This window comes from Paenibacillus sp. 32O-W, from assembly GCF_007679495.1.
GTDB classification, from domain to species: domain Bacteria; phylum Bacillota; class Bacilli; order Paenibacillales; family NBRC-103111; genus Paenibacillus_L; species Paenibacillus_L residui.
Window position 1 is genome coordinate 47145 of the sequence record NZ_VEGP01000012.1, and the last position, 23380, is coordinate 70524.

Below are 23380 nucleotides of genomic sequence, written 5' to 3' on the forward strand. Positions count from 1 at the left end.
GTATTTATCAGACTTTTTTTACGATTGGCAGGAGGACACGGTGAATGAAAGAGTGGATTGAATATGGCTTGGCCAAGAAAGGGGCGTTCAAGGATTACCCCTTCGGAGCGCAGCCGTTGGTTCTGAAGGTGGGCACCCGAATGTTTGCCCTCATCGATGAAGAAGGGAATCCGGGGAGTATGTCCTTGAAATGCGATCCGGAAATGGCCCATCTGCTTCGGCAGCAGCATCCTTCGGTCAGGCCGGGGTATCATCTGAACAAGCAGCACTGGAATACAATCAGCTTGGACGGCACCGTGCCCGAGGAAGATATAAAGTGGATGATGGATCACTCTTATGAATTGGTCGTCAAGGGCATGAAGAAATCGGAAGCCCGCGAGTTGGGTTTACTTTAAAATATTAGAAACTATAGGAGAGTATAATATTCACCTAGTGCCCGAAGCCTTGATTTCGATTGACATTAGCCTGCACATTTGCTCGTCTTTAGCTGATGCTAGCTAAATTTCGTCTAAGCACCTGCATTATTGCACGTGCTTATCCATTAAACTTTCCCCAACGGCACTTCGAGGCAAGGACCGCTGCAGACCATACTGCCGCGGTCCTTCTTTTGGAACGGATTGAAGCCGAATAAATGAGCATGGCCTCCTTCCACATGAATAATTCATTCCATCCCGACAAAAGTTAGGAAAAATGATGGAGGAAACCTGTATGAAAAAAGCATTGGCAGCAGCCATTATTTGTATCGGTGTGGTCATGTTCGCCCCTGAGGCAGCGTCTGCCGACGGGAATCCGGCAAGTCTTGAATGGCAGGGACCGTTCACGTTTTCTTTAGTCCATAATGCGGAGCGGAACGTCCCGGAATACGCCAAGTGGGGAAACCTGGCTATGAGGGAAGCCAGCAAGAAGGGCTATCAAATTTTAGATTACAAATATGTAGGTAAACAAAAAATCAACCCCACGGTTACCGAGCAAATCTTCAAATTCTGGGTTAAGAAAGCCGGTAAGCCGATGGGGCTGTATGTGTCGCTGCGGTATGAGACCGCTACGGAAAGAGTATTGAATATCGATTATCGGGAGACCGCCCGTTAGGCCTAGGCTTGATGCTCTTTGTCCGAGGACAAGCCCACATAAGCATCGCGTCCCGCTCCCAGGCCAAAGATGAGCAGAAGCAAGACGGTTGCCAGAAGCAGAAGCAGCGGAACGGTCCAGTTAAGCGTATAATCATGAATCCAGCCCATGAGCATGGGGCCGACGGCTGCCAGCAAATAACCGATACACTGGGCCATACCGGACAACCGGGAGGTTTGCCGGGGATTCTTCGTCCGCAAAGCTATAAACACAAGTGCTAGACTGATATATGCCCCGCCGCCCAGGCCGATGAAGGCTACCCAAAGCGGCAGCAGAGACGCCCCTCCGGCAAACAGGCCGAGGTAGCCGATCGCGGAAAAGCAGAAAGTAAGGACGACGAAGCTGCGTTGACTGGGTCGGCGTCCGGCCAACAACGGCATAAGGAAAGAAGTCGGCAGGCTGCAGAGCTGCATCAGGGAAAGCATCCAGCCTGCAGCGGTAGCGCTGTAACCGCGGTCCGCCACGATTTCAGGCAGCCATGTTACGGTTACGTAGAAGAGCAGGGATTGCAGCCCCATAAAGAAAGTAACCTGCCAGGCTAAAGCCGATTTCCATAAGGGGCTGTTCTGATCGGCTTTCGCTGTCACTTCCGGCCGATGAGAACGCAGTTGAGGCAGCCATACTATAATAGCCAACACGGTAACCCCTGCCCAGCAGACGAGAGCCCCCCGCCAGCCAAGCCCGAGTCCGACGGCCATCGGGACACTGATTCCGGAGGCCAATGCTGCCCAAAGATTCATGGACATGGTATAAACCCCAGTCATAAGTCCGACATGATTGGCGAAATGCTGCTTGACCAGAGCGGGCAGCAGGACGTTGCATACGGCAATCGCAAGCCCGATCAGCAGCGTTCCTGTAAACAAGGTAAGGGTATTAGGAAGCGACCGCAGCACGGTACCGACAGCGAGCGTAATTAAGCTGGCGAACAATGTATTCTCCGCCCCGAACCGATTAGTGATGGACGGTGCAAGCGGAGAGAGAATGGCAAAGGCGATCAGAGGAAGGGTGGTAAGCATGCCGACCAGCGCACCGGATAAGCCGGTGTCCGCTTGGATCGTTCCGATTAAAGGCCCGACGGCCGTAATGGAAGCGCGCATATTAGCGGCTACCAGAATAACGCCGATGACCAGCAAGGCTCCGGTCAGTTTAATAGGTTTATTCATTACTGCAGGTTTTGTCATGTTTCTCATTGTTGGCTTTCCTTCCTTCCCGGTGGTGAAGACTGGTTTGCAGAGCTTCGATGTAAGAACGCACGGCTTCCTCCGCCGCTTCTGGATCGGAGTTGGCAATCGCCTCAACCATATCATGATGCGCCTCATGATGAGGCTCAATAGTTAGCGTTTCGTCCACGGCGGTGTCGATGGATTGAAGAAGCGCATCCGCCATGTGCTCGTATAAATCGATCAGCAGACCGTTATAGGTAGCCGCCAGTACGGCTTGATGCAGCATCAGATCCGCCTTGATGTAAGCGGCCGTATCGTTGCTTCTGAGCGCAGCATTACGACGCTGCAGACATGCGCGCATCTTGTCGATGTCCTCTTCGGTACGCCTCATGGCGGCCAGCCTGGCCGCTTCCCGTTCGAGGCAATACCGGACCTCAAACGTGTCGGCAACGCTCGATTTGCGCAGCCGGCGCTGAATCGCTGCCCTCAATTCACTGGAGGAGCATACATAAGTGCCGTCCCCGGGCTTCGCCTCCAGCAGCCCTGTATGGATTAAAGCCCGAACCGCCTCGCGAATCGTATTCCGGCTGACTCCCAATTGATTCACGAGCTCCGGCTCCGCGGGAATTCGTGAGCCTACCGGCCATTTCCCGGAACTGATCAGCTCTTCCAGCTGGGCCGCTACCTGCTGGGACAGGGTCAGTCGGGTAGGTTGCTGCAGTTTCAATTTTATGACCTCCTTTTTTCCATAAATGTATAGGTAATCACTCAATTGTCTCGATACGAGCAGTGATTTTAAGAATGGATGAAACTGGCGAAAATAGGCTTGGATAGATGATGTAAACATTATCCAATCATCCAAACGTAGGATGTTTGATACTTTGACCATTATACGCCTCACTTTTAATGGATGCAAGCCTGAAAATAGGCGCCATTAGAGCGATACGATAAACTTTCCCTTAATCATGCTGCCGATCCGGCCGGATGAAACCGGGTCAATTTTGCATTGAATGGCCATCTTGGTTTGCTGTGCCCCCATGGAAATGTTATCCTTTAAATATTGCCCTTTTCCAAAATTTTTTTAATGAGGTTAGTTTTATGGTTTATTCGGTGCTTCACAAATTGAAGAAAGTTGATCCGGTCATTATTTGTATATTAGGCTGCTTCATGATTCTAAGCACGATGGTCATCTACAGCGCGACCTCCGGCACACGGCTGGACGGACTTCATATCAGCAGCCTGAAGCTGTATTTCCTGCTTATGATCCCGCTGTTTTTGACGGCATTTATCAATTATAAATTTTTGATTCGATACGGTACTTACGGGTTATATGTTATAGGATTGGGTTTGCTTGTCTATGTCCTGCTCAGAGGAGTCAATATTAACAATTCGGTTCGATGGATCAGCATCGGCGGGCAACAGTTCCAGCCTTCCGAGCTTGTCAAGATTTTTATGATTCTGATGCTGGCGAAAATATTTTCCCGCAGACAGGGAGAACAGCTCAGACTGGTCAATGATATCCTTCCGGCCGGCTTGCTGACGGCGGTTCCCGTTCTGCTCATTATGAAGCAGCCGGATTTGGGAACAGCGCTTGTATTCGTTGCGATATTTATCGGAATGCTGTGGATGGCAAACGTGCGCCTCGCCCATATTCTTCTGGGGCTCGTATTGGCCGCACTTGCCGTTGGCCTGCTTGTATGGCTCTATTACAATCAATTTGATTTGTTTGCCAAAATTATTAAGCCGCATCAGCTAAGAAGAATAGAAACCTTCCTGGACCCGTCGACAAATCCCCAGCAAAGCTGGCATGTTCTCAATTCCATAGGCGCAATCAGCGTCGGACATTTACTCGGCAAAGGTTTTTTGCATGGAGATTTCGTCCAGAACGGCTTCATTCCCTATCATTATTCCGACTCTATCTTCGTAGTGATCGGGGAGGAGTTTGGCTTCATCGGCTCGGCGGTTTTGCTGCTGCTCTATTTTCTGCTTATTTACCGGATGATCCGGATAGCACTCGGCTGTAAGGATTTGTTCGGCTCCTACATAATTATAGGGATCGTCTCCATGTTTACGCTTCAGGTGTTTGAAAATATTGCGATGCATATCGGACTTCTGCCGCTTACGGGTATATCCCTGCCGTTCGTCAGCTACGGGGGAAGCTCGCTGCTCACCTACATGATAGCCATCGGACTGGTGTTTAACGTCAAAATCCATTCCGAGGAAGCTGTTATTCCCGAATAGCCCCTAAGCCGTCAGGCGGATTTAAAGGAGGCAAGCAGGTAAAACCATCATTCGTACGGACATCCGTTCTTGCCGTGAAAGATAGAAACGGTAAACTACGGATGTTTTTTCTGTATATCTGACCTTCAACGGCAGATTTCGAAGGAACCATAAGCGCGATTTTTAAGATTACATTAATGTTTCTATGTTAAGTTAAGGAAACGTAGCAGGGGAGGTATCGTAGTTGAACAGTTCAAGGTTCCGTTGGTCTGAGCCGTTCGTCGTTTTTTCCTTTCTGATGGTGTTAAAAATTAATTTAGCCTGGTTCGTCATTTTTGGCGCGGCGAACGTCATTCCTTTTTTGGTCGTCAGCATTCCGTCCGTCTGGGTTCTCTTCGGCTTGATCGAATGGTTGGCGGTCAAGAGAAAGCTGTTGTTTTATATGCTGGCCAATCTCATAACGACATCCATTTATTTTGCTGCGATCATGTACTATAAATATTACGGGGTTATAGTTAATTATAAAGCGCTTCAGCAAGCCAAGCAGGTTGTTCAGGTTAAAGCGAGCGTCTTTGATCTGATGCATCCGCATTATTTGCTGATTTATCTGGATATTGTTATTTTGCTTGGAGTATTTCTATGGAGCAAAAAATCGCGGACCTGGGGAAAAACGCAGTCCCCCATTGCCCGCAAGGGGATTCCGGTCATCCTCTCCGTCTCCTTGTTAACCTGTCTGATGACGGTCTGGACCAATCGCGGGATAGCCAATGAATTGAAGCAGGCGGAGCAGATGGGGATATTGAATTATCAGGTCTATACGGTATTTGCCAACATGCGGAAGGAAGAGCCGATTCCGGTCGATTTGGATACGATACGTGAGCTTAAGAACATCGAATGGAAGGAAGACGAAGACCGGGTTTATTGGAAAGCGGCGGAAGATAAACATCTTATCGTCGTTCAGCTGGAATCTTTTCAGAACTTCCTGATCGACCTTACAGTCAACGGCCAGGAGGTCACTCCGGTATTGAACAGGCTGGTGGAGCAATCCCTGTATTTCCCTAAAGTTTACCAGCAGGTCGGACAAGGGAACACATCGGATTCCGAATATATGTCCAATACGTCATTTTATATTCCAGCAGGAGGAGCGGCCTCGGAGGTGATCGGCCATAAGGAGATTCCATCCCTGCCCAAGCTGCTGAAGGAGAAAGGGTACCGCTCGGCCACCTTCCATACGAATAGCGTCAATTTCTGGAATCGTATGGAGATGTATCCTGCCCTAGGCTTCGATCAATATTATGACCGTGAATTTTTTGGGGATGAGGATCCGATCGCTTTCGCGGCATCCGATGAAGTGCTGTATAACAAGGCGGCAGCCGAAATAGCCGATTTGGTGCGCGAAGGAGACAGACTCTATGCGCAGGTTATATCGATGTCGAACCATCACCCTTTTGAATTGCCGGAAGACAAACATCGGATCGAGATTCCCGACAAATACAAGGAAACGCTTGTCGGCAATTATTTGCAGGCAGCCAGCTATGCGGATTATGCGTTAGGTTTGTTTATCGATCGACTGGAGGAAGAAGCGGTCCGCAGCCAAAGCGTAATCGTTATGTATGGAGACCATATGGGGCTGCCGATCTATTCTCTCGATGGACCCGAAAGGGAATATATGGAGGAGCTCCTCGGCAAACCATATGAATATGTGGACATGTTGAACATCCCGCTGCTGATCTATGCTCCCGAAATCGTTGAACCGGGCGTCGTCGATCATCTGGGGGGACACGTCGACATTATGCCTACGATAGCGAACCTGATGGGAGTATCGCTTAAGGATCACATCCACTTCGGCCAAGACTTGATAAATTATACGAGCAATTTACTTCCCGAGAGGTATTATTTGCCATCCGGCTCCTATATTTCCGATGATTTTATTTTCATTCCCGGCGTGGGCGTAGAGGATGGAGAGATATATCCGCTGGCAGGCTATGAGGAAACTGCCTCCGTACAAGAGAGGGACTATGAACGGGCTCTGCGCCTCCTGGAATTGTCGGACAGTTATTTGCAGCAGCTGCCGGACCGAGACCGGGGAGAACAGGCGGATGAATAGGAAGGTGTACTGTTTATCCGAAATGTAAAAAAATAGCGGATTTTCATTGAAGCCGGGTACCTTTCACGATATGCTTAAGGAGGTAGATAATATTTTAATGATGGGGGCCCAATATGAAACGCACTTCCAGAATCCTCTTATGGATTCTCTTGCTTTGTCTGGCGTGGGGGACAACGGGCTGCGCCAGCCAGCCGGCTCCCGGACAATCCAATAGCCGTCAATCGCTGAACGATGGTGCCTCGGCTTCTAAGGAACCGTCAGGCACGGAGGCAGCGGCGAATACGGCAGCACCGGCACCAACGCCTTCTCCAACTCCGGAGCCGGAAGAGACGGTCACTTCCCTCACCTTCGTGGCGGTAGGGGATGTACTCATTCACAGTTCCTTATACAAAGACGCCTACACGCCTGAAGGATATCATTTCGATCCGATGTTCGAACTGGTTGCGCAAACCATCAAGGATGCTGATTTCGCCATGGCCAATCAGGAATCCATGATTGGTGGAGTGGAGATCGGGTTGTCCGACTACCCCAGCTTCAACAGTCCGTTCGAAATCGGAACGACTTTGAAGGAAGTAGGCTTCGATGCGGTGACGATTGCCAATAACCATACGCTGGACCGCGGCGAACAGGCCATTCTCAACGCTATCGGGCATTGGGATGCCATCGGGATGACCTATGTCGGGGCTTATCGTTCCCGGGAAGACCAGGAGACTCTGCGAATCGCCGAGCAGAACGGGATTAAGCTGGCACTTCTTGGTTACACCTATGGAACGAACGGAATTCCCGTACCGGAGGGCAAGGACTACCTGGTTAATCTGATTGACCCGGAAGTGATCGTCCGTGACATTCAGGAAGCCTCCCGGAAAGCGGATGCCGTCGTCGTCAATCTTCATTTCGGCCGCGAATATGAACGGATGCCTAATGAGGAACAGAAGAAGCTGGCCGAACGGCTGGCCCAGGCCGGGGCGGATTTGATCATCGGGCACCATCCCCATGTGCTCCAGCCATGCGAATGGATTGAAAGAGAGGATGGAGGACGGACCTTCGTCATCTATTCGCTGGGCAATTTCCTTTCCGGGCAGGAAGGGGTGTACAAGGAAATCGGGGGAATTCTTCACGTAACGATTGAGAAGCGCGAAAGAGGGGATCAGCGATCTATATCCATATTGGAGCCGGCTCTGCTGCCCACCTGGACCCATAAGAAAAATTGGCGCCAATATAAAATCATCCCCCTCGATCAGGTTACGGAGCAGCAGCTCCCCGGAGCGGCTGAATATCGTGAAGAGATTCGTCGGCATATGACCCAATGGATGCCCGAACTGACCATTCTCACCTCTGATCGGTCCGGATAACGAACCGGGGACAGCTCTCCAAGGAGCTGTCTTTTTTTGCGTTTTCGGGGCTCCCCGGAAAGTACCCGTCACACGGGCTTATCATCTTTCCACATGACCGCTTTACCCTCGGGCCCTCTTGCGGTATTCCAGAGGGCTCACTTTGGCCAGTTCCTTGAATACCCGGCCGAAGTGGGCGATATTCTCGTATCCTACCTGTTCCGCAATTTCTATTATCTTCAGACGGGATTCCCTAAGAAGTTTCTGTGCCTCCTTGATCCTCACGGTATTTACATATTCCACGTAAGTAAATCCAGTCACTTCCTTGAACTTCCGGCTTAAATAATACGGACTGATATAATGCTTCTCCGCAACCGAGCCAAGGGTAATGGCGGACATGTAGTGGTTGTTGATATATTCGACGATATCATAAATTTTAAGCTGCAGCGGATTAGCCTGCTCGGGGGAAGGCTCCGGCTCCGCCAAGCATTTTCTCCCGGCCAGAATGAGCAGTTGAGCCAGCTTCGCCTGCAGGCTGGTCTTCCATCCCGGCGACTTCGTGTCCTCCTCCTCCAGCATCGAGAACAACAGCTCCTCTACGGCTCTTCGGTCCCCGGAGTTTAATTGAAGCCGTCTGGTCCGGCTCTGGAAAGGCGCAAAGCATACCGGATCGGCAAACGAATTCAGCCAATGTTCGTCAAAATGAAGCAAAATCCTCTCATGATCCGCCACTCCGGTATCAGTCGTCTTGTGAAGCTCATATTTATCTATAAATACAATGCCGCCTTCCTTAAGAGGATGCGTCCGGTCCTTGATAAAATAATCCCGCTCCCCGCGCAGCAAGTAGTAGATTTCATAATACGGATGAAAATGATTATCGGACATGGTGTAGTGGCCGGTTCTGCGAATGTGCTCGATAAAGAAGGATTTCAACAGCCGCTCTTCCTTTCTTGTACTGTTTCAGAATATTATACAATATTTGCGCTTGATATGGACAAAAAATGCAAGGTTTTATCCTCTTTAAGCAATAATTGATTAGATTATAATCTATTCTTGCGCTAGAATTAGGAAAAATTGATTATAAAAGAGGAGAATGTCAGATGACGCTGAAGAGGTATGCGCTCGTGGGAACCGGCGGCCGTGCGGAGTTTTTCTATGGCCCGCTGGCTCAAAAATATCGGGAAACCTCCCGGTTAGTCGCTTTTTGCGATATCAATCAAACGAGGATGAATTACGCTAACCGGCTGCTACAGGACAAGTACGAAAGTGCTCCCGTTCCGACTTACAGAGCCGACGAGTTCGACCGGATGATTGCCGAAACCAAGCCGGATATTGTCATTGTGACCTCTATCGACCGGACTCATCATACTTACATTATTAGGGCCATGGAGCTGGGTTGCGATGTGATTACCGAGAAGCCGATGACCGTTGATGAAGAGAAATGTCAGCAAATCATCGATGCGGTGAAGCGGACAGGCCGCCACTTGCGGGTAACCTTCAATTACCGATATGCCCCGCACAATACGAAAATTCGCGAGCTGATTAAAGACGGTGTCATTGGGGAAGTTTTCTCGGTCCATTTCGAATGGCTGCTCAATACACAGCACGGGGCCGATTATTTCCGCCGTTGGCATCGGGATAAGCGCAATAGCGGGGGGCTGCTGGTTCACAAGTCTACGCATCATTTCGATTTGGTCAACTTCTGGCTGGGCAGCCGGCCGGAAACCGTCTACGCGATGGGAGGACTTCGGTTCTACGGGCGCGAGAATGCAGAAAGCCGCGGGGTGACGCAATTTTATCAAAGAGCTCATGGCAGCGAGGCGGCGCTCAATGACCCGTTCGCTTTGCATATGGAGCGCAACAGCCATTTGAAGGCTCTTTATCTGGATGCTGAGCATGAGGATGGCTATCAAAGGGATCAAAGCGTATTCGGGGACGGAATCAGCATTGAGGATACGCTGGGAGTCATGGTGCGCTACAAGAACAAAGCGATCATGACCTACTCTTTAAACGCTTACTTGCCTTGGGAAGGGTTCAATGTTGTGTTTAACGGCAGCAAGGGCCGCTTGGAGGTAAATGTCGTGGAGCGCCCTTATGTCAATTCCGGCGGCAATAAAGCCGATGAAGGCGCCCTCAAGCACAAAACCGTGACCGTTCACCCGATGTTCGATGTCCCGTATCAAGTCGCTATCGAGGAGAAGGAAGGCGGGCATGGAGGCGGTGATCCCATTCTGCTGAACGATCTCTTCGGGAATCCGGAGCCGGATCCGCTTAATCGGGCGGCCTCGCACGTGGATGGAGCCATCTCGATTCTGACCGGCATCGCGGGAAATATTTCGCTGCGTACGGGACAGCCGATAAGCATCGATCATCTGGTCCGTTTCTGATTAATAACGCCATGCCGATTATATTCGGTTGCATCTTGTGAGGCAGATAGCGGCCAAGGGCGGAACGTTAATCCAAGCTGAGGGTAGGCGGAGGAAATAATCATGGCGAGGGGGAGCAAGATTGGACCTTTATTTATCTTTGATTGAAAAGTGGAGCGAAGCGGAAAATAATGCGATTACGGAAAATATTTTGCGAAAGAGCCGCTTTCCGGAGACGGGGGATCAGGCGGGGCAGTGGACGGTATACGGGCAATCCTATACATCGCTGGATGGCGCCAGGCTGTTGATGGTCAAGGGCCCGGAAGGAAAGAAAATGCTTGTCTGGGGAGAAGGGGAGCTCTATAGGCAATTAAGCGGGGAGGAAGGCAGCGGCTACAAGCTGTGCGGGCTGACCCACGAGAACCGGCTTGTTCTGAACCGCCTGCTGCCGTTTACCGCTCCCCGGGCGCTGGGCAAACAGACGGCAACGATTGGTCTGGGAGACCGGCTGGGCCTGGCCTCCCCGGGCCATATCCAGACCGTGCGGGGCCGGGAGATCAAGCCGGTTCTTGCACAGCAGAGCATTCGCGAGCTTAATCTGACCAACCGCGATTATAAGCAGGTGCTCGATGCCGCCAGCTATGCGGTGCTTCAGGAAGGCTACCGGGACGGGTATGGTGCGGACGGCGATCACTTGAAGGTGGAGGCCGATATCGAGATGGCACTCGGCCTTGGATTCACCATGCTGACCCTGGACTGCTCCGACCGGATCGATAATACGATTGACGGTAAATCGGAGGAGGAGATTGACCGCCGATATGCGAAACTTCCGGTGCAGGAAAGAAAGCGGCTGGAAGAGACCTACCTGCAGAAGGAATTCCAGGCGGGCTCTTATGTAATTCATTTTGATCCGCTCCATTTAAAAAAGTATGCGCTCATTTACGGAGAAGCTATCCGCTTCACAATAGACATCTATGAACGGTATATCCGTAATCTCGGCCGGCCGATCGATTTCGAACTGTCTATTGACGAAACGATGACGCCGACCGATCCCGCCGCGCATTATATGGTGGCGAACGAGCTTCACGCGGCCGGGCTGGATTTATACAGTGTGGCTCCCCGCTTCTGCGGAGAATTCCAGAAGGGGATCGATTACATCGGCGATCTGGAACAATTCGAGCGGCAGCTTCAGGTTCATGCGGCCATTGCGGATCATTTCGACTACAAGCTGAGCATTCATTCGGGCAGCGATAAATTCAGCGTTTTTCCGATGATTGCCCGGTATACGGGCGGCCGTTTTCATGTGAAAACAGCGGGAACGAATTGGCTGGAAGCGATGAGAACGGTAGCCAGGGTAAATCCGAAGCTGTACCGGCGAATGCATGAATACGCGATGAAGCATTACCCGGAAGCTTTGGCTTATTATCATGTAACCACCGATTTCGATGCGATTGTTCCGCCGGAGAAGCTGGACGACGGACGTCTGCCGGAGTATATGGAAGATAATAATGCCCGCCAGTTAATTCATATTACCTACGGATTGCTGCTGCAGGCCAAGGATGAACAGGGCCGCAGTCTGTTCAAGGAGGAGCTGTATCAGACGCTGGAACAGCATGAAACGGATTATGAGCAGGCGCTTCGCCATCATATCGGCCGCCATCTGGAACTGTTAGGCAAGTAGGGCATATGCCGTTATGAACGGCGCCGATGTTCTTTACAAACGCATTTGGCTGAGTTACTTGTTGGAATGCTGCAATAGTTATGATTTAAGGAGGCATGGATATGATCAGCGAACGTGAAACGTTGAAGGCCGTTGTGCAAAATGCGGTCCAGCGGCAGAAAGTCACCGACATGCACACCCATTTGTACTCCCCGAATTTTGGCGACATTCTGCTATGGGGAGTAGACGAATTATTGACCTACCATTACTTGGTAGCCGAGGTGATGAGGTGGAGCGACATCCCGATCAGTGATTTCTGGGAGCTCGGCAAGCGGGAGCAGGCCGATCTCATATGGAATAAGCTCTTCGTAGAGCATTCGCCTGTCAGCGAAGCTTGCCGCGGCGTTCTTACCACCCTGCAAGGATTGGGAGCGGATTTGTCGACACGCAATTTGGAGCAGTATCGTGAGCGGATCGGGCAGTCGGACCGGTTCCGCCAGGTGGATGAAGTGATGAGATTGGCCAATGTCGATCATATCGTCATGACGAACGATCCGTTCGATGACCGCGAAAGGGCCGTCTGGCTGGCAGGGACCAAGCCCGATTCCCGTTTTCATGCGGCGCTCAGGATCGATCCGCTGCTGAATGAATTTTCCGCCAGCAAGCATCGTCTTCGAGAGTGGGGATACGCCGTCGGGGACGAATGGAACGAGCCGTCTGCCGGGGAGGTCCGCCGGTTCCTGAAGGACTGGATCGGACGGATGAATCCCCTGTATATGGCCGTTTCGCTTCCTCCAGGCTTCGCTTATCCGGAGGAGTCCGACCGCGGGCGGATCATTCGCGATTGTATTCTTCCGGTTGCGCGCGAGGCGGGCATTCCGTTTGCCATGATGATCGGCGTCAAGAAGAAGGTCCATCCCGCACTGGGCGATGCCGGAGATTTCGTCGGTCAGGCCGGGATGGAGGCGTTGGAATATTTGCTGTCGCATTATCCCGACAACAAATTTATCGTCACGATGCTGTCACGGGAAAATCAGCATGAGCTGGCTGTTCTGGGGCGTAAATTCCGCAATTTGATGATTTTCGGCTGCTGGTGGTTTCTTAACAATCCGGTCATTATTAACGAAATGACCCGAATGCGTCTGGAGCTTCTCGGTTTAAGCATCGTACCGCAGCATTCCGATGCCCGGGTCCTCGATCAATTGATTTATAAATGGAAGCATTCGAAGGAGATCATCGCCGAGGTGCTGATTGAGAAGTATGATGATCTCCTCCGGACAGGCTGGAGGATCGATCCGTCCGAAATACGGCGGGATGTGGCGGATCTGTTCCGCAACAATTTCTGGCGCTTTGTCGGACGGCCTGATCTGGTGGAAGATCCGGAAGAATAAAGCGATATTGCGGTGGAGCGGTTCCTTATGCAGGATTTCCTGCGGGGGCCGCTTTTTTTCTGTTAGACGTGCCATTCCGTTTGCACGGCACCCAGCAGAAAATGAAAATAGACCGATTTTCAAGGTAGAGGAAAAAAAGCTGCTGGGACATCGTTCTATCTTCTGATGGTTCATCCCATATGGTTGGCCCCGGAATATGTTTGAATGTGGGAGACAACCATCCATTTTTCTTCATTTGTCTGTCCTTCTCCTAGTACTTGAATATGCTGTAAAGACAAATCTATTACGAGGGAGACCATGGTATGAAAAATCGAGGATCCATCCCCTATTACAACCGCAAAGGCGTCTTTGGCCAGTCTTCCTTCCCGCTTTTTAACGACCGCATTAAAGGAAATATCACGAAGGGGGGACGGTTAGCCCAACGGCCTGTTATCCGGAAGAGCAATTCGGAGGCCCCACCTGAAGCAGTTGTGGAAGACAGGCAGGACCGGGACAGAGAAATCGTTCCAAGGAAATCCCCGAATGCGGAAGCGGCAGCCGAGGTTTCCCCGGAGCCGAATGAAACGAATGCTTCTTCATCAAAGGTTGTACAGGAAAGGACAAAATCGACGGCTGTGCCCAGGAAGAGGCAGGGACGGGCCGAACAGAAGCAGCCTGAGGACACAACCGAGTCGCGAACCGTTATCGTTCCGGATCCCAAGAGTGAGGCTCCGCGAAACGGCCGGAGGATCTACGGCAAGAGAAAAGCGGGGAGAAAATTGGAAGTGGAAAGAATGGACAGCTTGTTTAATGAATTGGCCCTGCTCGATGAAGAACCGGAGGATCGGCATAACCGATCGCGAAGCCATTCTGGCAGGCAGCGCTCCGAGTCCACATAACCGCAGTATTTTATAACTGAAACCAACTATCCATAACAGCAAAAATCCTCAGAAGATCTGGGGATTTTTGCTGTTTTTTGTCGTGTAGAAGGATGGAACGGGATACAGAAATTAATAAAAGCAGGGCAAGATGGGAATATTTAGATTGAACTGGTGCTTCATTGCATGGGCAATGAAATTTTTGTCAAAACTACTGGCCTTCTTCGGGGGGGGACTCATGATTCTTAACAATGATTCATTAAGGCAGAAAGCTCGAGAGCTGGCACTGAAGCACGATACTCGTGCGGCGATGCGTCCAGCTGCGCGGTTATGGAGAAATTTTAATGCGGACGTGGACAGCCTGCGTTCGTTCGTGCGGTCTTTGCAGAATAAGGATACAAATTGTTCGCAGCCTGCGGAAGAATGGCTGTTGGATAATGCGGAATTTATAGAAGAGCAGGAATTAACGGTTCGTGAAGAATTATCTTCCTATGCTTTGCGCCGTCTGCCTTGTCTGCGCAAGAGCGGCGAGCTGCGGATTCAATCGGTCTGTGCGGATTATTTGGAGCATGTGGACGGCATCGCTGATCCGGAAACACTCGTTACCTACATCCGGGCCTATCAGGAGGTCTCGGTCCTGACCATTGCGGAAGCATGGGCCATTCCGCTTATTCTGCGAGTCTCTCTGATGACACGGCTGGCCAAAGAAATGGAGCTTGTTCGTGAACGAAGAGAGGTCTGCGCCCAAGTTCAGCATTTCCTCAAGAAAATAGAACCGGCCAGGCTGGATCCGGAAGTTCTCCGTACGGCGCTGGATGAAGCGGGACAGGATATTCCCTTGTCCGGCCCGTGGATCGTTCATATGGTAAGCCATCTCAGGGAGTGGGCCGACGATGCCTCCATGGTGCGAGAGTGGCTGTTATGCAAGCTCGAGAACGGTCCGGAAAGCTTGGATCGCCTGGTTACTTATGAGCATCAGCTTCAGGCAGGGTTTCAAGCGACAGCCGGTCATCTGATCGGGAGCTTCCGCAGGGTGGAGCGATGGGACTGGAGAGAGACCTTCGAGAAAATTTGCCTCGTAGAGCAAACTCTCCGGGAAGACGCTACCGGCGTCTATCCCCGTCTGGATGAATCCAGCAGAGACACGATACGCAAACGGGTGGAAGAGATCGCCCGCGGGCTGCGGGTGCCGGAAAACCTGGTTGCCAGGCAGGCTGTAGAGCTGGCCGAAGCCGCTTACGCCGAAGCGAAATCCGGTCAAGTGACTCGGGACGGGCCGAATTCTCCGGCAGATGCCGGCAAAGCTGCCGAAGCTATCGAAGCGAGCAGCGAATCGCGGGAGGTAGAGGGAGCTTCGGAGGGAACCGTAACCGGGGCGGACCACAGCGCCTCCCGACCTGTACCGGAGCTGCCGAGACAGACCTTCCTCGCTTATTACTTGTTGGAGAATGAAGGAATTAAGAAGCTGCGTCAGGCGCTCAAAATGTGCAGTGAATCTCGTTTGCGGATGAGGCCGCAGGGGATGACTCGCCGGGGAACCGGCTCTTATTTTTCTCTGCTGTCTGCTGCTTTCTTCATCGCCCTGCTAGGCTTCACCCTATGGATGGGAGCGGGATATGATTTACGGCCCGTCCACTGGATAGTCGTTGCCCTCATGCTGGTTCTGCCGGCCAGCGAATGGGCCGTAACCGCGGCGCACTGGCTGATTGAACGCTTGACGCGCCCGCGCCCTTTGCTGAGATATGATTTTTCGGCGGGAATCGCCGAGGAAGCGGCGACGATGGTCGTCATTCCCGTCATCTGGTCCACAGCCGAGGAGGTGCGGGAGCTGGCGGACCGCTTGGAGCTTCACTATTTGGCTAACCGCGATCCCCACATCCACTTCGCTCTTCTGGGTGATTTTACGGATGCCGAGACGGAGAGCACGCCACAGGATCAAATCATCCTGGAAAGCGCCAAGGGCCATATTGAAAGACTGAACCGTCTGTATTCCCGGGAGGGAGGGACGACCTTCCATCTCTATCAGAGAAGAAGACAATGGAACGCCTCCGAAGGAGTTTGGATGGGATGGGAAAGAAAGCGCGGCAAGCTGGTCGAATTCGTAGAGTACCTGCAGGGAAGCCGGGACACGAGCTATCAGTACACCATCGGAGATGACTCCGTGCTGCAGCGAATTCGTTACATTATTACACTGGATACGGATACGCAGCTTCCGCTCGGGTCGGCCCAGCGAATGATCGGCACGATCCATCTGCCCTATAACCGTCCCCGACTTAACGAGAGCAAGTCCCGGGTAATTGAAGGGTACGGTGTTCTTCAGCCGCGGATCGGAACCAGTCTGGAGGCGGCCATGCGTTCCCGCCTGGCCGGTCTATGGTCGGGGAACCCCGGCATCGATCCGTATTCCTTCGCCGCATCGGACCCTTACCAGGATGGATTGGGGCAAGGAATTTTTACGGGAAAAGGCATCTTCGACGTCCAGGCGTTCCATCAGGTATTGTGCGAACGAATTCCGGACAACCATGTGCTCAGTCATGATTTGCTGGAGGGCGGGTTTCTGCGTGCGGGCCTGCTCTCGGATATTGAATTGGTGGATGATTATCCCTCCACCTTCCGCTCGTACCAAATGCGGCTGCACCGCTGGGTGCGGGGAGACTGGCAGTTGGTCTGCTGGTTGTTTCCCCGTATATGTGACCGGCGGGGCACGCTCAAGCCCATCGATTTATCCGCTTTGACCCGATGGCAGATGATCGATAATTTGCGGAGAAGCTTGATGCCTCCGGTTCTTTTTCTTATCCTGCTGCTGGGTCTGACCATTCTCCCCGGATCGCCCGTCCGTTGGCTGGCCGTCGTATTCCTTACCTTCATGCTGCCGGTCATACGTCAACTGGCAGCCTTGGGAAGAGGGCTGCGGATCAGAGGCCTGCTGGCATCCATCGGCCAAGCTTTGCTGGCGATTGGAACGCTGCCCTACCAAGCGGTAATAATGGCTGATGCCGCGGGAAGAAGTCTCTACCGGCTGTATATTTCCAAGAAGCATCTATTGGAATGGGTCAGCTCTGCGGAAATCGAACGGCGCAGCTCTGGAAAAGACGGCGCCCCTGTATTGGGGATGGGCCGGGGATTGGCTTGCACCGCACTTTTTGCCGTGGTTTCGCTCTTTGCGCCGGGCTACGGGCCGGCTATCGGGCTTATTTTGTCGCTTATATGGGCGTTGGCTCCGCTGGGCATCCGCTGGCTGGACGAGCGTCCGTCCCGTTCGGCCGTTTCCTTCACCCGTGAGGAAGAACAGCATTTGCGAACCTTGGCCAAGCAAATCTGGATGTATTTCGAAGACTTCGCCGGGGAACGGGATCATTGGCTGCCGCCGGACAACGTGCAGTTGGATCCGCCGAACGGAGTTGCTCATCGCACCTCCCCGACGAATATCGGTTTTCTGTTAACCTGTACGTTAGCGGCAAGGGATTTCGGGTTTATCGACACCCGCGGAATGATGGAAAGAATAGGGAGGACCTTGGGGACGCTCGAGCGGATGGATAAATGGAACGGTCATTTGTACAACTGGTACGATACCGTTACGCTGGCTCCCCTGCCTCCGTTATATGTATCGACTGTCGATTCCGGTAATTTTGTCGCCAGTCTGATGACGGTGAAGGAAGGCTTGGCGGAGTGGCTGCGGACAGACTTCGGGCTGCAGGGCTTCTCCGGTAAGGAGCAGGTCGACAGGGGCCGTTATTCAAAACGGGAGAACGATAGAAGACAGAACACGGAGGCAGGTATCGGCAAGCCCACTCTTTCCGTCCATGAAGAATTTGCCGTGGAGTGGGAGCCGACGGAGAGAAGTGAGGTCGATGAGCCCGGGCTTCCTATAGGGGAAGGCCCCTTCGCTCCTTCGGAGGATGATGAAGGTTCCGGGGAATCTGCTGCGGAGGCGGCCGACCGGGAGCAGTGGCTCGCATACGGTCACCAGCTCCTGGCCCGGCTGGAAACATTAATCGAGGAGACGGATTTCCGGCCTCTGTACGATCATCGGGCCAAGCTGTTCTCGCTCGGCTATCATGTGGCCGCGGGAGAGCGGGAAGGGATTCTCTATGATTTGCTTGCCTCCGAAGCGAGACAGGCCAGCTTTGTCGCGATTGCCCTCGGCCAGATTTCCGTATCTCACTGGTTCGCGCTTGGACGGACCATGACGAAGATCGGCAATGAAGCGGCATTGATCTCCTGGTCGGGGACCATGTTTGAATATATGATGCCGTGGCTGATCATGCGAACCTATCCGAACACTATATGGGAACGCACGTACCGCAGTGTCGTCCGTAAACAAATACAATATGCTCACAGCCGGGGGGTGCCGTTCGGAATTTCCGAATCCGGATACTACGCGTTCGATTATGACCTTAACTATCAATATCGGGCGTTCGGTGTTCCCGGTCTCGGATTCAAGCGGGGACTTGAACAGGATTTGGTGCTTGCCCCGTACGCGACGATTATGGCACTGCCCTACGCCCGGGATCAGGGGCTTGAGGATCTGCGAAGGATGGAGAAGCTAGGTGCCCGGGGCAAATATGGGTACTATGAAGCGATCGATTTTACACAGGAACGGATGCCCAAGGATCAGGAATATCAGATCGTCCGCAGCTTTATGGCGCATCATCAGGGAATGAGTCTGCTCACCCTGGGAAATTTGCTGCTTCCGCATAAAATGTATGACCGTTTCCACAGCGACAAGCGGGTGCGGGCAGCGGAATTGCTGCTGCAGGAACGGGCAGCGGCGCGACCAAAAGTTATTGAGAGACTGGTCATGGAACGAGTGCCCCGCCCGGCCGCCAAGCTCGAGGGTGTCCCTGCGACGCGGGAATTCTCCTCTCCGGATACGCCTTCTCCGGAAGTCTGTGTATTGTCCAATGGGACCTTCACGACCGTTCTGACCAACAGCGGCAGCGGGTTCAGCAGATACGAGGGAATAGCGGTCTCCCGCTGGCGTGAGGACCCTGTTGCCGATGACTGGGGAAGCTATATCTATATTCGCGATGTCGCCGAGGATGCCGTCTGGTCGGCGACACATCAGCCTTGCCTAGTGCCGGTCAAGGAGCAGTTGACTCAATTTATGCTGGAGAAGGCCGTGTATACCCGCGAGAATAAGGAGCTCGCCACTCATCTCGAGGTCTGTGTCTCTCCGGAGGCTAATGCGGAAGTCCGCAGACTTACCCTCACTAATCGGGGGAAGGAAATCCGGACGGTTGAAGTAACGACTTTCCTGGAGGTCGTCCTTGCTCCGCCCGATGCGGACGATGCGCATCCGGCCTTCAGCAAGCTATTTGTGAAGACGGAATACTGTCCGGATGCCCAGTGCCTGCTTGCCCAACGAAGGCCGCGGGACGGGGGCGAGCAGGCTCTGTGGGCCGCTCACGCCCTAATTGCTTCCGAACATGGGCCCGTGGAGTACGAGTCGGACCGTGCGGCTTTCATCGGTCGCGGGCATACTTTGGCCGATCCGCAAGGTCTTCGCTCCAGGCTTGGCGGCACCTTAGGGGCGGTCGCCGATCCTGCCTTCATCATGCGGAGGCAGTTGACGCTGAAGCCGGGAGAGCGGGTCCAATTGTTTGCCGTAACTGGAGTGGCAGACTCTCGGGAAGAAGTGATTGAAATGATGAAGCGGTTCGGCAGCGGCCACCAAGTCGAGCGCAGCTTCCAGATGGCCTGGACACGCAGTCAGATTGAACTTAGGCATCTGCATCTGAAAGCGGCGGATGCGGCTCTGTTCCAACAGCTTGCCGGCCGGGCTCTGTATGCCCACACGCTTGCCGAGGAGCAATCCCGGAGGATTGCGGACAATGTCCGGGGCCAGTCCGGCTTGTGGTCCCACGGAATTTCCGGAGACCGGCCGATCGTGCTGGTCCGCATTGACGATACGGCTAACCTGGCCTTCGTTACGAAGCTGCTTGTCGGCCATGAATACTTGCGCCGTTTGGGGATGCCGCTCGATCTGGTTGTTCTGAACGAATCCCAGGGCGGTTATCAGCAGGATCTGCAGGAAGCGATCCGGCGTATAGCGGAGCAAGGAGCGGTCCGCTTCGGCAATGACCGCGGGGGCATCTTCCTGGTAGCGGCCAATCAGCTTTCGGAAGAGGACAAGACGCTGCTTCTGGCTACGGCGAGAGTGCTTCTCCGTGCAGGGGGGCCGAGCCTCAAGGCACAGCTTAAGCCGGCTCGCGGAAGCGGCCAACAGGAATGGTCGGCTTCTCCGGTGCCGGCGAAAGAATCTTGGCAGCAGCGGAATCCTTCGATTACGACGACGCGGGATCAACCTTCTGCCGAAGCCGCCGAGCCGCTCACATTGTTTAACGGGTGGGGGGGCTTCAGTCCGGACGGCCGGGAGTACCGGATCGTCATCAAAAATGGAAACCACTTGCCGGCCCCTTGGGTGAACGTGATCGCCAACCCTCGATTCGGTACGGTTCTGTCCGAATTGTATACGGGCTATACCTGGTGGCGTAACAGCCGGGAATGCAAGCTGACCCCATGGTCCAACGATCCGGTTGTCGACCGGCCCGGGGAAATTTGCTATCTGCGCGATGAAGAAAGCGGCCAATTCTGGCAAATCCCGCATGGCCGGACGGAGGCGGGAAGCTCCCATACGGTGACGCACGGCAGGGGATTTACCCGCTACAACCAGGAAAGCCACGGGCTGTCTCAGGAGATGACGGTATTCGTACCGCTTAACGATCCCGTGAAAGTCATCCGCTTAAGCCTGACGAATCGGACGGAGGAGAAGCGCCGTCTGTCGGTAACGTACTACGCGGACTGGGTGCTTGGGGTGCGCCGCGAAGCAACGTCTCCTTTCATCGTGACGGAGTGGGACGAGCGCGCCTCCATGCTGTATGCCCGCAACACTTATCAAGAATCGTTCCGCGAGGCGACGGCTTTCCTGACCGTTCTGACGGATTCCGATGATTTAACCGGAACGGGGGATAAGGAGATGCCGGCAAGCGCCCGTAAGGAATTGTCATGGACAGCGGACCGCGAGGAATTTATCGGGCGCAACGGTACACCGGCACGGCCGGCCGCGATGGGCCGAAGCAGATTATCCGGCCGGACGGGACCGGTGTATGACAGCTGCGGGGCCGTACAAGCCAAGCTGTCCGTTGAGCCGGGCGAGCAGGTGACGGTCTATATGCTGCTGGGCTGCGAGGATTCTCGGGAATCCGCCATGGAGCTGGTCCGGAAGTATAAGCAAGCAAGTCAATGCGAGAAGGCATTCGGCCAGGTCGCAGCCTTCTGGGATCGGGTTCTGGAGCAGGTTCAGATCTCTACCCCCAGTCCGGAAATGGATCTGATGATGAACGGCTGGCTGCTCTACCAATCCTTGTCCTGCCGCATGTGGGCACGCACGGCCTTCTATCAGGCTGGCGGCGCCTACGGCTTCCGGGACCAGCTGCAGGATTCCCTGTCCTTGCTGCACAGCCTGCCCCATCTGACCCGCTCGCAAATTATTCTGCATGCCTCCCATCAATATATAGAAGGGGATGTGCAGCATTGGTGGCACGAGGAGACACATAAAGGGATCCGGACGCGATTCTCCGATGACCTGTTATGGCTCCCCTATGCGGTTACGAGGTACCTGGAGCATACCGGGGATGAGAGCATCCTGGAAGAGACTGCGCCCTATCTGCATAGTGATCCGCTGGGAGAAGGCGAGCTGGAACGGTATGAGCCGACTGTCGTCTCGGAAGAGAGCGGGACCATCTATGAGCACTGCTTGCGCGCCATTGACCGCTCCCTGAGTTTCGGAGAGCACGGGCTTCCGCTCATCGGAATAGGGGACTGGAACGACGGGCTAAGCCGCGTAGGGGATGCCGGAAGGGGAGAAAGCGTCTGGCTGGGCTGGTTTATATGCTATATTTTGGACCGGTTCGCCGACCTGTGCGCCCGCCGGGGAGAGCCGGACAGGGCGGAGCGTTACCGGCAAGTCCGCGGTGAACTGGCCGCATCCCTCAACGAGCATGCCTGGGACGGTCAATGGTACCGGAGAGCCTTCACGGATGACGGGCAGTGGCTGGGCTCGCTCCATAACAACGAGTGCCGGATAGACGCCATTGCCCAATCCTGGTCGGTTATTTCGGAAGCGGGCGAGCCCGACAAGGCGCATCGCGCCATGGAGTCGTTCGACCGGAATTTGGTGGACCGCAGCCTGTCCGTTGTCCGGCTGCTTACCCCGCCGTTCGACCACACCGATCCGTCTCCCGGGTATATTCAAGGCTATCCGCCGGGGATTCGCGAGAACGGGGCGCAGTACACGCACGGCGTTCTCTGGGGGATTCTGGCCTGGTGCCGGCTTGGCAACGGGGACAAAGCATTCGAGCTGTTCCATATGCTGAACCCGATCACCCATACCCGGACGCCCGGAGAGGTGCGGCGCTATGTCGGCGAGCCTTACGTGATGGCGGCAGACGTCTACACGACGGACCCGCATAAGGGGCATGCCGGATGGACCTGGTATACGGGTGCCGCCGGCTGGATGTATCAGGTCGGCCTCGAGGGCATTCTCGGGCTGCAGCGGCGCGGCGCACGTCTGTATATCCGGCCCTGCATTCCGTCAGACTGGCCGGAGGTCACCATCCGTTATCGCTATGGAGATGCCTCATACCGGATCACGATCCGCAATCCGGAGCGCAAGTGCAACGGTGCGGCGGTCTTTGAGGTGGACGGCCGGAAGATCCCCTTAACCGAATTCGGGGAGGAAGGTCCTTTCGTCGATTTGAGTGATGACGGCAAGGATCACGAAGTCGTCCTAACCCTGTAGAACGAATACAGCAATTGAAGAAGTGTTGGCTTTAATTAACACGAACGGGCGCGGGTGACGTTCAGGCCGTTCCATCAGCGGGCAACCGTTGGCGGAGCGGCCCTTTTTCAATTCAGGGGGTTCCTCGCAAAGTACCATGAATAGGCTTAGAAGGTTATGCGTCACTTTGTGGGGGATTTAACAGGGCTCCCCGCAAAGTGTAATGTATAAACCTTTATCGAAGTAAAGCAAGAGGAACTATCGTATTTAGAGGAAGGTTTAGACGCCGTTAATGCAGGCAAGAATTCCTGCGATAATATATCCATTTAGAAGCGGTTCAGACACCTATGGAGAAAAGCCTGCGAAAATACAATA

13 protein-coding genes are annotated in these 23380 nt (G+C 53.5%); 10 read left to right on the top strand and 3 right to left on the bottom strand.

Features of this window, described 5'->3' with window-relative positions:
- Positions 1-44 precede the first annotated feature (44 nt).
- Both FS806_RS07145 and FS806_RS07150 read left to right on the top strand, forming a co-directional pair.
- The gene (locus FS806_RS07145; protein ID WP_144933927.1) at positions 45-395 is read left to right on the top strand and encodes an MmcQ/YjbR family DNA-binding protein; all 351 of its coding nucleotides are present in this window, start codon (positions 45-47) and stop codon (positions 393-395) included.
- Between the two features lie 313 nt (positions 396-708).
- A complete protein-coding gene (locus tag FS806_RS07150; protein WP_186328245.1) occupies positions 709-1089 on the top strand; it encodes a DUF3889 domain-containing protein in 381 nt (126 codons plus the stop codon).
- Positions 1090-1091: 2 nt separating this feature from the next.
- On the opposite strand, the gene FS806_RS07155 is transcribed toward FS806_RS07150, so the two are convergent.
- A complete protein-coding gene (locus FS806_RS07155; protein ID WP_260982018.1) occupies positions 1092-2291 on the bottom strand; it encodes a CynX/NimT family MFS transporter in 1200 nt (399 codons plus the stop codon).
- Positions 2284-3018, bottom strand: a complete 735-nt coding sequence (locus FS806_RS07160) for a FadR/GntR family transcriptional regulator (protein WP_186328246.1) — start codon at positions 3016-3018, stop codon at positions 2284-2286. Before FS806_RS07160 ends, FS806_RS07155 begins: the two co-directional genes overlap by 8 nt.
- A gap of 395 nt (positions 3019-3413) precedes the next feature.
- On the opposite strand from FS806_RS07160, the gene FS806_RS07165 reads away from it, so the two are divergent.
- The 3 genes from FS806_RS07165 to FS806_RS07175 all read left to right on the top strand — a co-directional run bounded on the left by FS806_RS07165 (position 3414) and on the right by FS806_RS07175 (position 7970).
- Positions 3414-4532, top strand: a complete 1119-nt coding sequence (locus FS806_RS07165; protein ID WP_313960566.1) for an FtsW/RodA/SpoVE family cell cycle protein — start codon at positions 3414-3416, stop codon at positions 4530-4532.
- 223 nt (positions 4533-4755) lie between these two features.
- Complete coding sequence (locus tag FS806_RS07170; RefSeq protein WP_313960567.1) at positions 4756-6618, top strand: LTA synthase family protein; 1863 nt, start codon at positions 4756-4758, stop codon at positions 6616-6618.
- A gap of 113 nt (positions 6619-6731) precedes the next feature.
- A complete protein-coding gene (locus tag FS806_RS07175) occupies positions 6732-7970 on the top strand; it encodes a CapA family protein (RefSeq protein WP_144933937.1) in 1239 nt (412 codons plus the stop codon).
- A 102-nt stretch (positions 7971-8072) separates the two neighbouring features.
- Here FS806_RS07175 and FS806_RS07180 read toward each other — a convergent pair whose 3' ends face one another.
- Positions 8073-8882, bottom strand: coding sequence for a helix-turn-helix domain-containing protein (locus FS806_RS07180; protein ID WP_144933939.1), 810 nt, complete (start codon positions 8880-8882; stop codon positions 8073-8075).
- A 167-nt stretch (positions 8883-9049) separates the two neighbouring features.
- Between FS806_RS07180 and FS806_RS07185 the strand changes: the two genes are divergently transcribed.
- From FS806_RS07185 to FS806_RS07205, 5 genes are all read left to right on the top strand, one after another.
- Positions 9050-10336 carry a Gfo/Idh/MocA family protein gene (locus tag FS806_RS07185; protein ID WP_144933941.1) on the top strand — a complete coding sequence of 429 codons (1287 nt, stop codon included), beginning with the start codon at positions 9050-9052 and terminating at the stop codon, positions 10334-10336.
- 121 nt (positions 10337-10457) lie between these two features.
- Positions 10458-11996 carry a tagaturonate epimerase family protein gene (locus FS806_RS07190; protein ID WP_313960568.1) on the top strand — a complete coding sequence of 513 codons (1539 nt, stop codon included), beginning with the start codon at positions 10458-10460 and terminating at the stop codon, positions 11994-11996.
- Positions 11997-12097: 101 nt separating this feature from the next.
- Complete coding sequence (locus FS806_RS07195) at positions 12098-13366, top strand: glucuronate isomerase (RefSeq protein ID WP_313960569.1); 1269 nt, start codon at positions 12098-12100, stop codon at positions 13364-13366.
- Between the two features lie 302 nt (positions 13367-13668).
- Positions 13669-14244 carry a hypothetical protein gene (locus FS806_RS07200; RefSeq protein WP_144933945.1) on the top strand — a complete coding sequence of 192 codons (576 nt, stop codon included), beginning with the start codon at positions 13669-13671 and terminating at the stop codon, positions 14242-14244.
- A gap of 217 nt (positions 14245-14461) precedes the next feature.
- The gene (locus FS806_RS07205; RefSeq protein ID WP_144933947.1) at positions 14462-23026 is read left to right on the top strand and encodes a glycoside hydrolase family 94 protein; all 8565 of its coding nucleotides are present in this window, start codon (positions 14462-14464) and stop codon (positions 23024-23026) included.
- Positions 23027-23380: the final 354 nt, after the last annotated feature.